Below are 14,049 nucleotides of genomic sequence, written 5' to 3'. Positions count from 1 at the left end.
TTTCTAATGTATTTTGCGTTTGTTTGCCGACTTCTTCCGTTTTGTTTTAGTGGTCCGTTTTGTCCGGAATATCCTTTCCTTTGATAAAGGCCGGGCGTTTTGCGAGTTCCTCGTTCCAACGTTTTAAATTCGGAAATTCGTCCAGAGATATTTCCGCCCAGTCGTGAATATTGACCCAAGGCCAAGTGGCGATGTCGGCGATCGATAATTCTTTTCCGGCTAAAAATTTACTTTCACCGAGTCTTCTGTCCAAAACGGAATAAAGCCGTTTGGTTTCGTTTTGATATCTGGAAATCGCAAAAGGAATTTTTTCGGGCGCGTATTTTAAGAATACTCCGGCCTGTCCTTGCATCGGTCCGACTCCGCCCATCTGAAACATGAGCCATTGAAGTGCGATACTTCTTTCCTTCGGTTCTTTCGGTAATAGTTTTCCCGTTTTTTCGGCGAGATAAATCAGAATGGCGCCCGATTCGAATACGGCAAAACTTCCGTTGTCCTTGTCGATGATGGCGGGGATTCTTCCGTTGGGATTAATTTTCAAAAACCATTCTTGTTTTTGCTCCAGTTTGTCCAAATCAATCGGATGAACCGTATAAGGAATTCCTAATTCTTCCAGCATGATGGATACTTTTCTTCCGTTGGGTGTGGCCGCAGAATATAACTCGATCAAAGTTTTTCTCCTAAAAATTTTGAGTTTTTTCGTTGCGGAGATTAGACTTTTTCCCTTCGCAAAAAAAAGTTTTCATGCGTTACATCAAAAAAAATCGTCGCCAAACGAATTTCTTTTGAAGTGGAAAAAAACATCGGCAAAAATTGCAAGGCCAAGTGCGGTCGTTGTAGAACCGTGTTCCTACACGTTATGCGTCTCTGTCATTGTAATTGAAGCGTTTAATCGGAGCGGCCTTTGAAATAAAAAGGATCGAATTCGCGGATTTTTCAAGTGTTCCGACAAGAATGGGACTTTTTACTTGCGAAAAGTATGATTTTATGATAGAGAAAAACCTCCTAGTCTTCCCGCCTCCTATTTCGCGACTCATAGAGAGCGAAATTGAGTTTCTTCCCTGAATTGCGCCCCTGAAACGCGATCCGTAGAAAGCGTTTCACTTACTTCTGAGAACGATTTATTGAAATAGGTGCCTCATTTTCTAAGGATCATTCGACAGGAAGCAATTCATTGAGTTTTACCCACCCAAAATCAGCATAACGTTACCCATAAGTACGACTTTGTGTAAGTAATTTGAGCATAAATCCGATATCAAGCGCTCTCATGATTCCTTTGAAGATTGTAAGAGGCCCGGGAGGAGAATCAGATTTCCGACCTAGATAACCTCCTAATTTTGCAACCCATTCTAAAACGGCACCTAGTTCGGGTTCTTTCTTGGGTGGTTTTGGAGTTTCGTGGATTCTGCAATAAATGCCTTTCCATTCAAAAGGTTCGAACATAATGGAAGCTTTTAAACCGGTAAGACTTCTTCCTAAGAATGTTAACATCATAACCCGCCATGCAACGATTGCACTCACGGCGATACACGCTTTGAATCGATTGCCAAATTTGAATTGAGTAGATTCGATTGCACATCCTGATTTTAAGATCTTGAAAAAAACTTCAATTCCCCAGCGACTTTTGTAATAGGCGATGATTCTTTTGGCCTCTTCCGGAGTATGAATCGGAATCGTTGTAAAAAATTTCCAATGAATTGTTTCATCGGAAGATCCATCGACCTCCGTTGCCGAAACCGCATACATTTCTATATTTTCTAATTTCTTATACCGAGGAGGTTTCATGGATAGCTTTTCAAATCGAAGTTCGATCTCGGCTTCTCTGGCTCGCTTTCCTTTTTTCCTAGGAACTGAAATCGTATATGTATCAACCGGTTGTAAGGTTTTAAGAAAGGACCAAGAATATTCGCCTTCTTCTATCCTTCTATCATGAACGGCTCGAACGAGCAGATCGGGAGCATTTTCTCCGGCATTCTTATGTTCTTGGAATAGCTCGAAAAGATCTCCTTCTCTATCGCAGATAAATATGTATTTTGCGTCAGACTCTTTGGAAAATTCACACGTTGTTCTATATCCTTGAATCCACTTCATACTTTCTTTGTTCTCTATCGGAGTTCTTTTTCTTAAATCTCTTGGCAAATGTTTAGAGCCTAACTTCGAGCGAGTCCAGATGCGAAAGTCTAATATGCCTAATGGAACCCCGTCCACAGTAAACGCAATCGAAGGATGTAAGAGAAGTCCTTGGTCGTTGTTAGAATTCATCGGTCCTAACCCCTAACGCCTCGTCCCTAACTACTTTAACGTGCTTAACGCCTAACGGCATCCAAGTTAAGAACTTGCTCAAAACCGTTCGATGTGGGAACTCCCACGTTTTTTCTTTTTGGATTTCGGTACAAGTTTTAAATTCATGACGTAAAGTCCTAACCCCTAACTGCTCGTCCCTAACTACTTTAACGTGCTCAACGCCTAACGGCATCAAAGTTAAGAACTTGCTCAAAACCGTTCGATGTGGGAACTCCCACGTTTTTTCTTTTTGGATTTTGGTACAAGTTTTAAATTCATGATGTAAAGTCCTAACCCCTAACGCCTCGTCCCTAACTACTTTAACGTGCTCAACGCCTAACGGCATCAAAGTTAAATTCAGTAATAGAAACCAGTCTTTCTAAATAATCCTTTTCTTGTGCTCAACGCCTAACGGCATCAAAGTTAAATTCAGGCTATCAATGGACTTCATATTCGCAGGGGTTTATCTGTGCTCAACGCCTAACGGCATCAAAGTTAAATTCAGGCTATCAATGGACTTCATATTCGCAGGGGTTTATCTGTGCTCAACGCCTAACGGCATCAAAGTTAAATTCAGATTGTGTCTGAACGCCTGTTTTATTGTAGTTTTTTCTGTGCTCAACGCCTAACGGCATCAAAGTTAAATTCAGTTTAAAACTGCTGAATCCATAAGTGCTGTCTTTTATGTGCTCAACGCCTAACGGCATCAAAGTTAAATTCAGGCAAGTTAAAACTAAAAAAGTTCCGCCCAATCTGTGTGCTCAACGCCTAACGGCATCAAAGTTAAATTCAGAGAAGATTAATTAAGATTGTTTCCGATGCAGATACGTGTGCTCAACGCCTAACGGCATCAAAGTTAAATTCAGTTCTGTAGTTGCCCATTTTTTAATTGGGGAGGAGTTGGTGCTCAACGCCTAACGGCATCAAAGTTAAATTCAGTATCTCTATGAGCTAAATAACTCAGACCCCTTAATTGTGCTCAACGCCTAACGGCATCAAAGTTAAATTCAGTTGAACCGCAAGATTCAATAAAAGATTCATACTGGTGCTCAACGCCTAACGGCATCAAAGTTAAATTCAGAAGGATTGGAAGTCGCGCCCTGAATTCGTAATTTTTTGTGCTCAACGCCTAACGGCATCAAAGTTAAATTCAGACAAAATCTTCGTAATGTTTTTGAATTGACCTTGTTTTGTGCTCAACGCCTAACGGCATCAAAGTTAAATTCAGGCGAAACATACGTTCCCCTTCCCGCTAAAACTCCAGTGCTCAACGCCTAACGGCATCAAAGTTAAATTCAGAATCCGATCAAAGGATGGATGTTGAATGTGATTCTTGTGCTCAACGCCTAACGGCATCAAAGTTAAATTCAGAGCATTTTGTATTTGCGGCTTTTATAAGGAGAGATTGCAGATGTAGGGGAATCTGTAAAGGGAAAACAAGCATATCGTTGGATCATTCTCTTTTTCATCTTCTGCATTTTGATACGGATCGGATTTTGCTTCTCTGGGGCTTTACCGTTAAGATTTTGAGATTCAAGCACGTTTCAATTCATTATCAATCCTAAATGGAACCCGAATTATCGCAAGGAAGAAAAAAAGCATCGGAGATCCAATTGAATCGGTAGGATTTCCGAATCCCTTTGAAACTTGACGAATACAGCAAGTAAACTTAGATCTTAAGCTTTGTTTTAAAAGAGAATTATGTCTATGCCCTGAAGAGATACTTGAATTATAGAATTTTCAGAGTTTTGGGAGCCTCCGGCCAAGCGGATTTTTTCTCTTGGGTATGGGCGCCTGACGCGCATTTGGCGCAAAGGGTAAGATAGAACACATCGTCTTCTTTTTCAGTGACTTTTGCCAATTTCCATCGGAGTTTTTCTAATTCTCGATCCGTAGAGTAAATTCGAAAAACACTATATTGAATTCTTTCTCCGAAACCTTCCATGATTTTTGCAACCTTACGAAGTCGTTTCGGTTCTCGAATATCATAAGATACTAATCTCCAATGTTTCATTATCTTAATGTTCCTTAACGTGAATTTGTGGAGAAAGTTTGGGCGAATCCAGCCGGGGCTGCGATCCATAGAGAGCGGCGCCGCTCGGGTTTTTGGGCTGGACCGCGCTTGAACTAAAGTGTTGCTTCCTAAACTCAATCTCAGTCCCTATGGGTCGTTCGATAGGTCACAACATAATAATCGCTTTCGCATTTGTAAAATACCGAACTCACGTTATCTCAACCTCGCTTGTGCGAATATTCCGGCCTCGCCGCTCCATTCTTTTTCTAAGAGCCTTGTTTCCAATTCAATCATACGATAGTAGGAAAGGGAATAGTTTACAACCGGATGTTTCCATGTGTCGTCTAACCTCGTTTCATAAAGTTGTGTGGCTTTTTTACGGCCCGATTCCGAAAGCCAAACTTTATTTTTTGTAATTTCAAAATCTTCATCGATCCAAGATTTACGATTGATACTTCCTACTAGGAGGATATCACAAACACTGACTCGGAAAAGTTCCATTAAGTCCAATACAAGAGGTTCCGCGGAAGATCTTGGAGTATGATAAAAACCGAAACTCGGATCAAGGCCGACCGATATGATCGCCTGACGAACCGACTTGTAAAGAAGAGAGTATAAAAAACTCAATGCCGCATTAAAAGGATCTTTAGGAGGTCTTTTACTTCTTCCGTTGGGGATCAGAGACGGATCGGAATTTTTAATTAAGGAAGGGAGGCCGGAAAAATACGCTCGTGCGGATGAACCTTCGATCCCTAAAAGTTGACTGGCGGAATCCGCTAGTTCGATATTTTTAAGTCCCGTTCGAATCGTTCCTAAAAATCCTTCCGTTTCGTTTCTGGTTTCGTCCTTTCCACGAGTCGCCCTGAGTAAATAACGAAGTTGAGATTCACATTTTGCGGACACTAATTTTTTGGCCAAGTTCAATCGGTTTGTTTCATCCGTAAGAGCTTTGAATTGTCTGATTCTTCTTTGAACGCCGGATGGGTTGATGTTAATGCCGCCGATATAATTTCCACCTCCAGAAAACCAATGCACAGGAATTTCTTCAGAAACTAAAAATTGAATCATCTGGCTTGAAATTTGACAACTCCCGTGAATATTTACGGATTCGATTTCTTGAATAGGAATCTTTTCCGATTTTGACTTTTCTCCCGTTTCAGCAACCTTTTCTACTAAAAGGACGTTTGCCGATTTTTTGATTCTCGAATTATGACCGAAAACATGGATCGTTGCTTTTTCCCGTTTTTCAGGAAAGAGTCTGACGGGTTCGTATTCATCTTCCGTAACAACTCTTGTTTCTTCCGGTAAACAAGCGGGAGCTAAAGAACAATTTTTGCATAAATTTTCATTCACTGCAACCGGCGGTCTATCCGTACTCGCAGATAATTCTTTTGCACGATCGATCGCTTTTAATGATTTCGAACGCAATTCATCATCGATTTCGATTTTGACTAAATCTTTACTCCCATGATAACGAATCTTACCCTCCGTGATTTTTCTACCGGTTGCTTCTTCTAAAAGAAGTGCGTAAACGCCAACTTGGCATTGATCCGATTCCCAGGCTTCAGGACCGTTTGCACCGGTTCTCGCCCTTCCTCTTTTATGTTCATAAGGAATCCATTCTCCGTCCCTTTTTTGAATACGATCTACTTTACCTGAAATTCCTAATATTTCGCTTGTGTACTGGAAGGATTCGATTCTTCCCGACAAATCATTGTTAGGTTCTAACTCTTCATGTAAGGTTCGTCCTGCGTAAACGCGATCGTTCGCAACAAGAACTCCCTCTACTTCTTCCAAATAGAAAAGTCTTTCACAATAAAGTAGGGAATGAATTCCCATAACTCGTATATTTCCGTAAGAGTCCATGACGTTTTTTAGTGATTAAAGAAAGAATTATAAGTTTTAAATAGTATCGATTTGGAATATTCTAAAAATGAGTTAAAATATTTGTTTTTTAGAATTTTAGTGTGAAAATAATAAAAGATAGTTTGAGTTTTGAACTTTCTGGGATTAGTTTGTTGTTAAATGATAAAGTAAGAAGTTCTTTGAAGGACGGATTTTTTGAATCTTCAACGCCTAACGCGGCATCAAAGGTAGGATTCAGTGTGAGATGAGCTTAAGAATACGTTAACACTTAATAATAGATTTTTTATATAGATCCTTTGATTTTACGAAAATCAACGGCAAACTTCCGTGCTTCCGTAAAAATTTCATCAACACTCTTATTTTGAAACAGATCCTTACGCCAGGTGGTATAATCGAATCGATCCCGATTGATGAGCGCTATAAATCTTTCCGCGTCGACGTCATCCATTCCGGAAAATAATACTTTAAATCCTTCGTGCCTTAATTCCATATCGCTTTTCACTGGGTAGCCTCCATAAGTTTTATAAATTCGATTGGATCTAAAATAAGAATATCCGATATAGAGTTCTTTTTTTTTAGAATTCCATCATCTGTTGTTATAAAATAATTACAATCGGTTTCTATAGCGCAAGTAATATGTATGGCGTCGTTTTCTTTTATACCCTTCGAATTAATTACCCTTGCGAGTTTTGCTTCGGATTCAAGGCGAATTCTGATCTGTTCCTGATTGTCAAACGGTCTGTTGAAACCAAAGGCCTAAATATATTTTAAACATTGTTTAGGGTTCTTTCGGCGTCCAAACCCACGCGTTCGGGGGAGGTTGGAGCGATTTTTCCTTTGTGATAGCGAAGAGGGGAGAAACAGTATTACTATTATCTAATCTATCAATCCCAACGGTAAGTCTCGCTGTTTCCGTTTCAGGAATTTCATCATCCGTGACAGGATAATACCACGTTGTTGGATAAATTACTTTTTCATAAATCTCTAAAAAATCAAAGAGATAGTTATTATCACCCGCAAACGGAAGCCCATACCGATTCTCAGTATCTCCATTTATTCCATCCAGAATCTTTTTCATAAATCCAGATATGTTGGATCTAACTCCTATAATTGTATTTAAACCAATCAAAAATTCCCGTCGAGCTGGTAGAATCCTTGATTTGGTACCTTTGGATCTTTTTAAAATTATTCCCCGTTTTTTTGGATCTATCTGCTGTGGATAATCATGCAATTGTTGATACACTGTGCTTTTTTTAGTGGTTTCAAAATCTCCAATTGCAATTTCTAAAGAAGGAATCGAATCTTTTCTATCCAAAGAATAATCGGTAGTTACATTCTTAATGAGAGTAGTTCCTTCATTTTCTGCCGTTCTCATTTCAATACCAGCTAAGTTGAGGAGCAGACCGTACGCCGCCGAATGGGGCATTGTAGGCATAGTGGCTCGATAACTTCCTGCTTGAAAATAACGATAGGCCGCAAACGGAGCTTTTACATGAATATAAAATTCTTCCATTTTTTTAGCCAAGAAAATCAGTTTTGACTTTTTCTATTAAATGATCCGGATTTTCAAATAGATGGTTTGGATTGAGTCTAGCCTTATCTTCATCTTTCATATTACGAACCATCTCCCCGGCAAAATAAAATTCATCACGAGGTAAATCGTTTTCCTTAATTCTGCTTAATTCACTCCAAGAACCATCTTCTTTAAATCCATAAGCATCATATCCTGCCACTAGTTTCGGAGTTAGTCTAACAACTATGCTTTTAGGGGTAAAATCATATAAGTTTCTCGTATGACCTCCGGCAACGTTGTTTAACTCTCCAATGGAATCTAATAGAGCTTTAATCCAGTCTGGATGTTTACGACAATCTTGTCCAGCTAAGGCAAACGGATATTGTACTGCAGTATGAGAAATTTCTTTATGAAGAAGGACTGAGCTTTTTTGATTTTTAAATGGGCTATCTTTAATATCAGGTGATTGGTGAAAAGAAGCCTCGTATTTATATGGACTTAAAGCTACTGCATAGTTTGTTCTTAAAACACTATCAAACTTTTTTGAAACCGTTCCAGTGACCAAATACCCAAAAATAAAATCATCAGCGTATTTTTCTGCGTCAGGGAGTGCATTAAATTTCACAGTAGGTTGACCCTCATTATGAAGCCTTGTTCGATTGATTTCTTTAGAACTTAGTTTTTTAGATACTATTTCTCGAATTGCATTTCGAATAGATTCAGAGCTAAAAATTGCGTAATCTTTTCCATTTTTATTTATCTTTTGTAATACTGTTCTATTTTCTTCGCTCTCTCCTCTGTAATTAGAAGATGGTGCTGCATAAGTAAGAACTGTGCAGAATAAGTTTTTGTTATTTTGTGTGGTCATAATTTTTTCTCCTTTTAATTTAACTATTTGCAGATAATGCGAGCATTGCTAACACTCGTATTTTTTCCCAACCGGGTACTGATTCAGATTTTTCATCATATAGAGCTTGTGCCAACGTAGTGTAGCCATCTTCGCCTAAGCGTTGTGAGACAGAGCAAATAGTGGAAGTAAAATATGTAATAAAATCGTCTTTAGCCTTTATACTTCTAATTGAAAGAAAAGCTTCAGCAGCAATTTTATTTCGATTTTTTTGTGCTGTTCCTTCTTTAAAAGTGTCACCCCATTCTTGATTAAATTTAGTTTTTAGCTTAGTTCGCACATATGTATAAATGATTTGATAAATTAATTCATTTATATCTTTTGGAATTTTTTCTTCTTCTGACATATCTTGTTCTCCTTTAATTTTTATTTCTTTGAAATATGTGATAGCATCTGTTTTAAAAAATCCTTTCCCATACTGGAAAAAATATTCATATTCACGCGTACAGAATAAATTGTAGAATCCTTCAAGTTGTTCTCTTATATCAAAAAGATTTTGCAATAACTGCTCTTGAAAAAAGAAGTTATTATATAATTTCTTTATATTCGCTGCTTTATTTTCGAACTCAATGTCTGGCTTTATGCGAGTGTATCCTTTGAAAATAGATGCACGATTTTTCTTGGCCTTCCCGTTTTTCCATTCATAGTCATAATGAAATAAATCTATACCGAACACGACGTCGGAAAAATTGGAATGAATTTTCTTTTTTAAAGTATCGTGAATATTTTTAAGTAGTAGTAAACCTGCTAATCCTGGAAGATAAACAACTGCTTGATCTGGTCTTTTAATAGGGTACTTTTTAATTTCTTTATCCTGATTCTGGATTAGATCGTTGAAAATAAAAATAAAAGATTCTAATTTTGCAATATCAGGGATTGTAATAACGAATCCGTGTTCATCCGTTTTATATTTATCTTTTTCTTTTCGTTGTGTCCAATAAGCGTACGGTTGAGAAATAAATACCCAAAAATGGAGTAAAAATTTACTTTTATTTGTTTCTTTAAAATCAACTTTTTCCGCATTGCTATTTTGTGCTGATAAAAATAGTACTTTGGATAAGTTATTCTCTTTTTTATCTTTTGTAAATTTCTCCCAAATGATTTCTATTTCGCTGTTTGGGTTCTCGTAAATTAGTCGTTGCCTATCTCCTTTTAGTAGCCATTGCGCTTCTCGCCAGAGCTTTGTCCAAGAGGATTCCGATGATTGATCGTAGCTTTTTATAAAGGAACCCATCGGATAAGTTATATTATATTTATAATATGTTATTGTATCTTCAATCTCTTCTTCATGAATTGGTTCAATTTCTTCCTCATCCTTATCTAGTTTTTTCTCTGGAAATTTATCTATATAGATATAATATTTAACGTCCTTAAGTTTTCCTGTTTTTTTATTCTTTTCTTTTTTAACTATTTCGTTGTTAGGCTCCAAGATATCATTTGTCTTTTTATCTTTCCTTTTTGATTTAGTTTCAACTTCATAAAAGTAGAATGTTGTTTTTTCTATTTTTTCAAAAGATTGAAACTCTCCCTTTTTAGGTTTTGTTCCGTTCATTATCTCGACATCTTCTAACTTGTAAATCTCATCAAACAAATCCTTCACATCTTTTTTAGTAAGAGTTACCTTTAGTCCGGTTTCGGAAATTTCTGTTTTTTTGATTAGATCTTTATTGATATCCTGTTTATCTAACCAATCAATGATTAGATAAAGTCCAGCAAGCCCGGCTTTGTGTTGAGAAGAGGGAAGTTCATGAAGTTTATATTCTAGAGTGATTTCTTCTATTTTTTCCAATGACTCTTTTTTACTTTTGGAATTTTGAGTCAGAGGCAATTTTTCCTTATCCGAAGCTATCTGCTTTTTCATATAGCAAATCCTCTTTCGTTCGTGTAGTTTTGTCCGCTAACAACCCATAAGTATTTTGGCAAAATCGAATGTTCTTCGGAGCGTAAGTTGAAATTTTTTTTGAAAGGAACTGGTAAGATAAAGGGATCAATCGGTTTCTTAGATCGTAAAAGTTTATTTGCTTCTTCGAAATCCTCATCCAAAATTGCTTGAACTGTGAACTCTTCAATATCTCGATAGTCGTTGGATAATGCAAAATATCCTCCATCAATAAAGGAAGCAGACGGGAGGGTTTTATATTCTTGGTTTGAATATTCTTCTAATTTGGTTGCAAGTAAATTTTGGCTAATGTCTTTATCAGGAAGATTCTTTAAGAATTTTTCTGCGGATGCAATGTCACTTGGTAAATATGGCTTTAAACATCCAACTACTTCGTATAAATAGAGTTCTGCCCTAAAATCTTCCCCTTTTTTTAAATGTCGGTTTGCTCTGCCAAATCTTTGTACCATCGAAGATACTGGCGCATACTCGGAAATTAACACATCTGCGTCTAAATCCAAACTCATCTCGCAAACTTGAGTTGTTACCGCAATGCAATTCTGACTATAGCCTTGAAATGCATTTACGGTTTTTTCATGAATGTCTTTTCTATCCGATAATTTAAAACGACTATGATAACAATAAACCTCTGTTTGCAATTCTTCTGTCAGTTCTTTATACATCTCCTGGCATCTAGTAACAGTGTTTAAAACCCAAAGGACTCGTTTACCTTCTCTAAAACTTTTAATTGCGATTTCTTTAGCATGTTTAGAATTTTCTAAAATTGTTTTATTATACCTTGGATGATTTTCTAATTTTATTAAATCTTCTAACTCTTTTTTATCTTCATTTTTAGGAAATTGTTCTAAACCTAATTCTAATAGACTCTGCTTATTCTTGGGAGTAAGAGTCGCAGTCATACAGAGAATAGGCAAATCAAAGTGTTTTAAAAAGCTTAGTAGAGAGGCAAACATTACTTTATCGAAACTATGCACTTCGTCCACTACCAAAGCGCATTCTGATAGAACAGGTAATAAACAGATTCCTTTATAATTATTTTGTAAGAAACTTAAGAATTGATCCGCTGTTGCACTAAAGAATTTTTTAGACCAGAAGGCAAGGGCAAATAACCGTTCATTCTCTTCTGAAATGCCGAAATCTTTTTTTGATTTTTCATCCTCGGGATTTTTAAACATAGAATCCAATTCGTATTCAGAGGTTCCATGCATTAACGTGACATCTGACTCCGGTGCCCAAGATGCGTAATCCTTGAACCCTTCTGCTGCAGTTCCGCGAGTAGGATAAAGAAAAATGACTTTGCTAATTTTTTGCTTTTTAGAAACTTCATTCGCCCAGTTCCAAGCGGCCAATGTCTTGCCCATGCCGCAGCCGGCCATCAGTAAAACTCGATTGCCTTTTGTTACTACTTGCTTTTGAAACTGATGAAGCGTAGAGATTTTTTTATCATTCATTCTTTTTTCGATGATTTCTTTTAAGATTTCATTTTCTTTAATTTCATCGGAATGAATAACATTTGGTATCCACTTTTCAATTAAATGATTTTCTCTCACAAGACCGGATGAGGCGCTATCTGAGACGATCAATGCCGCTTTCAATGCAAGGTAGAGTTGTTTTCTATCTTCATCTAACTTAAAGACAAGTATTCCCGATTCTTTTGCTCCTGATTGAATCGCTTTATTCCAGTTTTCATCTTCTATTCTAAAAGATTTATAATTTAGTTGAGGAATGGATAAGCTTCCATTCAAAAGCTGATTTACTTTTTCTAAAATTCTTTTTACTTCCCCATGGGAAAGATTTAATATTACTAAATCACGAAGTGGTTTTTTTAACCATTTATACGGATGCTCATTTTTATCTGTAGCTTTTAAATGATGGCACAGTACCGCCGAAGTAATGATAGGAAGATCTAAATTTTTATTTTGAGAAAGCCATTTTCTGATCTCTGGTAAGTGCAACACAAACGCGCTTAAATGTTCGTGTCTGATTCCCTGATGAAAAAAAGTTGTCTCATTAATCGCTTTTTGAAAATCTTCATTCGCTTTTCCTATATCATGAAAAAGGCAAGCCACACTAAGATTTAAAAGAAATTTCTCTTCGTCTTCTTTTTTTACTTTAAAAAATCGAAGCCAATTATTTAAAAAGCGCGAGCCTTTTTTGAAGATGGCGCTACCGGCCGTTTCCGTATCCAATGAATGTTCTTGAAGGGAAATTTCTCTGCCGTCATTGGTTTTAGTTTTCGCCAACAACTTTCCTTCCATTACACACGCACTCCAACGAAGTGACCGCAACCCATCTTTCGTCGGCCACCCACTCCTATTTGTTGTATTTTGATAGAATCCTGCGGTGAGAGGTTTAAAAGTAAGACAGGGAAACCTACGACTTCCTTATCATGAATTCGAATCGTTTTGCGTATGCTTCGTTGGTTGTTTTCCGAGATGTTTCCTCTGAATAGAAGAGTTTCGCAGGTTATATCAAGTTTTCTTAATTTATCTTGGACGGAATCCAAAAAGTCAGCTTCTTCCGTATGTCCTTTGATGGTAACTAAACGGCTATACAGAATTTTGTGAGGTTTCAAAAGTGTGATCGTAGGAATCCCTAACCGAATTTTATCCTGCGATAATTCAAAACTTTTACCCGCTAATTTCAATAAAGAAGATAGTAGAGGTTGTGTGGCTCGGATTCTCAATTTGCTCGCCGCGTTTAAATGTAAGGTTCTATTTTTGTCAGGGACTCCGGAGATTCCGCAAATAGATAGTTCTTCCGTTTCGTGAATGATTTTTTCCTGCTTGCAAAGCGCAGAGTAGAGTTTATATCCATGATCAGCCGGTATGGACTTGCCTTGTATGGGAAATTTGAGTTCAAGATATTGCATAGTTTTAATTTCTAAAATTATAATGTTCTACTATTGAAAAATATAAATTGAGTTAAATTTTGCACATTATTTTATAGAACGTTATAGAATTCATTCAATTTTTTAAATTCTTGTAATTTCTTCGTCGGCCAAATTTCACGTTTGTTTATTTTAATTTTTGAATAATCCTCTCATGTATTGCTATAAGGATTCTTTTTTTCTTTCGGGTTATAATTTGAGTGTATTTTACAAAATTTCATTTCCGCTTATTATAAATGGAAGTTTGGGAAAAGTTTCTTCAATGTAACTCAAGGAGCTTTTGAAAATCTATTTCGGAATATAAGTCTTTAAGGATCTGTTGTGACGGCTCAGTTTATGAAAAGTCGATTTCTTTTCTCGCGAATCGGTATTCGGGATCTTTTTTCAAAGTGGATTTTGATGAAAGCGTTCAAAGGTATGAATGCCTATCTTTATAGGGGCGCAGCTTGAAATGCGGAAGAGTTCGATTCCAATCATATTATAAAAAATGACAATGATTCGACAGACTCTTATTTTCCGTGTACCCTAAAAAACATCGGCAAAAATTGCAAGGCCAAGTGCGGTCGTTGTAGGATCGTGTTCCTACACGTTATGCGTCTCTGTCATTGTGTTTTTCCGAAAGAATCAATCTTCTCTTTTTTTCGTAAGATAAAATAGAGACGGGATACAAACCAAG

Annotated in this window: 9 protein-coding genes, 1 pseudogene and 1 CRISPR repeat array; all 10 genes and pseudogenes read right to left on the bottom strand. The window is 37.0% G+C overall.

Annotated elements, in window-relative coordinates:
- Positions 1 to 46: 46 nt before the first annotated feature.
- The 10 genes and pseudogenes from LEP1GSC060_RS01355 to cas6 all read right to left on the bottom strand — a co-directional run bounded on the left by LEP1GSC060_RS01355 (position 47) and on the right by cas6 (position 13,355).
- Positions 47 to 670 carry a glutathione S-transferase family protein gene (locus tag LEP1GSC060_RS01355; RefSeq protein ID WP_002995175.1) on the bottom strand — a complete coding sequence of 208 codons (624 nt, stop codon included), beginning with the start codon at positions 668 to 670 and terminating at the stop codon, positions 47 to 49.
- 536 nt (positions 671 to 1,206) lie between these two features.
- A pseudogene (locus LEP1GSC060_RS01345) lies at positions 1,207 to 2,274 on the bottom strand (IS4 family transposase); the annotation flags it as partial.
- A gap of 334 nt (positions 2,275 to 2,608) precedes the next feature.
- Positions 2,609 to 3,654: a CRISPR direct-repeat array (repeat unit 36 nt; unit sequence GTGCTCAACGCCTAACGGCATCAAAGTTAAATTCAG).
- Between the two features lie 358 nt (positions 3,655 to 4,012).
- A complete protein-coding gene (gene cas2, locus LEP1GSC060_RS01335) occupies positions 4,013 to 4,297 on the bottom strand; it encodes a CRISPR-associated endonuclease Cas2 (RefSeq protein ID WP_002995554.1) in 285 nt (94 codons plus the stop codon).
- 213 nt (positions 4,298 to 4,510) lie between these two features.
- Positions 4,511 to 6,136, bottom strand: coding sequence for a type I-MYXAN CRISPR-associated endonuclease Cas4/Cas1 (locus LEP1GSC060_RS01330; protein WP_002994933.1), 1,626 nt, complete (start codon positions 6,134 to 6,136; stop codon positions 4,511 to 4,513).
- Positions 6,137 to 6,446: 310 nt separating this feature from the next.
- Complete coding sequence (locus tag LEP1GSC060_RS01325) at positions 6,447 to 6,653, bottom strand: hypothetical protein (protein WP_230458288.1); 207 nt, start codon at positions 6,651 to 6,653, stop codon at positions 6,447 to 6,449.
- 288 nt (positions 6,654 to 6,941) lie between these two features.
- Positions 6,942 to 7,676, bottom strand: coding sequence for a CRISPR-associated protein Cas5 (gene cas5 / locus LEP1GSC060_RS01320; protein WP_002995350.1), 735 nt, complete (start codon positions 7,674 to 7,676; stop codon positions 6,942 to 6,944).
- Between the two features lie 4 nt (positions 7,677 to 7,680).
- The gene (gene cas7i / locus LEP1GSC060_RS01315) at positions 7,681 to 8,544 is read right to left on the bottom strand and encodes a type I-B CRISPR-associated protein Cas7/Cst2/DevR (RefSeq protein WP_002995522.1); all 864 of its coding nucleotides are present in this window, start codon (positions 8,542 to 8,544) and stop codon (positions 7,681 to 7,683) included.
- A 19-nt stretch (positions 8,545 to 8,563) separates the two neighbouring features.
- Complete coding sequence (gene cmx8 / locus LEP1GSC060_RS01310) at positions 8,564 to 10,444, bottom strand: type I-MYXAN CRISPR-associated protein Cmx8 (protein WP_002994970.1); 1,881 nt, start codon at positions 10,442 to 10,444, stop codon at positions 8,564 to 8,566.
- Positions 10,441 to 12,741: a CRISPR-associated helicase/endonuclease Cas3 gene (locus LEP1GSC060_RS01305; protein WP_036095094.1), complete on the bottom strand. Its 2,301-nt coding sequence runs from the start codon at positions 12,739 to 12,741 to the stop codon at positions 10,441 to 10,443. Before LEP1GSC060_RS01305 ends, cmx8 begins: the two co-directional genes overlap by 4 nt.
- On the bottom strand, positions 12,741 to 13,355 hold the full coding sequence (cas6, locus tag LEP1GSC060_RS01300) for a type I-MYXAN CRISPR-associated protein Cas6/Cmx6 (RefSeq protein WP_036095089.1): 615 nt from the start codon (positions 13,353 to 13,355) through the stop codon (positions 12,741 to 12,743). The genes LEP1GSC060_RS01305 and cas6 overlap by 1 nt, the downstream gene beginning before the upstream one ends.
- Between the last annotated feature and the right edge of the window lie 694 nt (positions 13,356 to 14,049).

The organism is Leptospira weilii serovar Ranarum str. ICFT, from assembly GCF_000332415.1.
GTDB lineage: Bacteria > Spirochaetota > Leptospiria > Leptospirales > Leptospiraceae > Leptospira > Leptospira weilii_A.
This window is presented reverse-complemented; position numbering and strand designations above follow the sequence as displayed.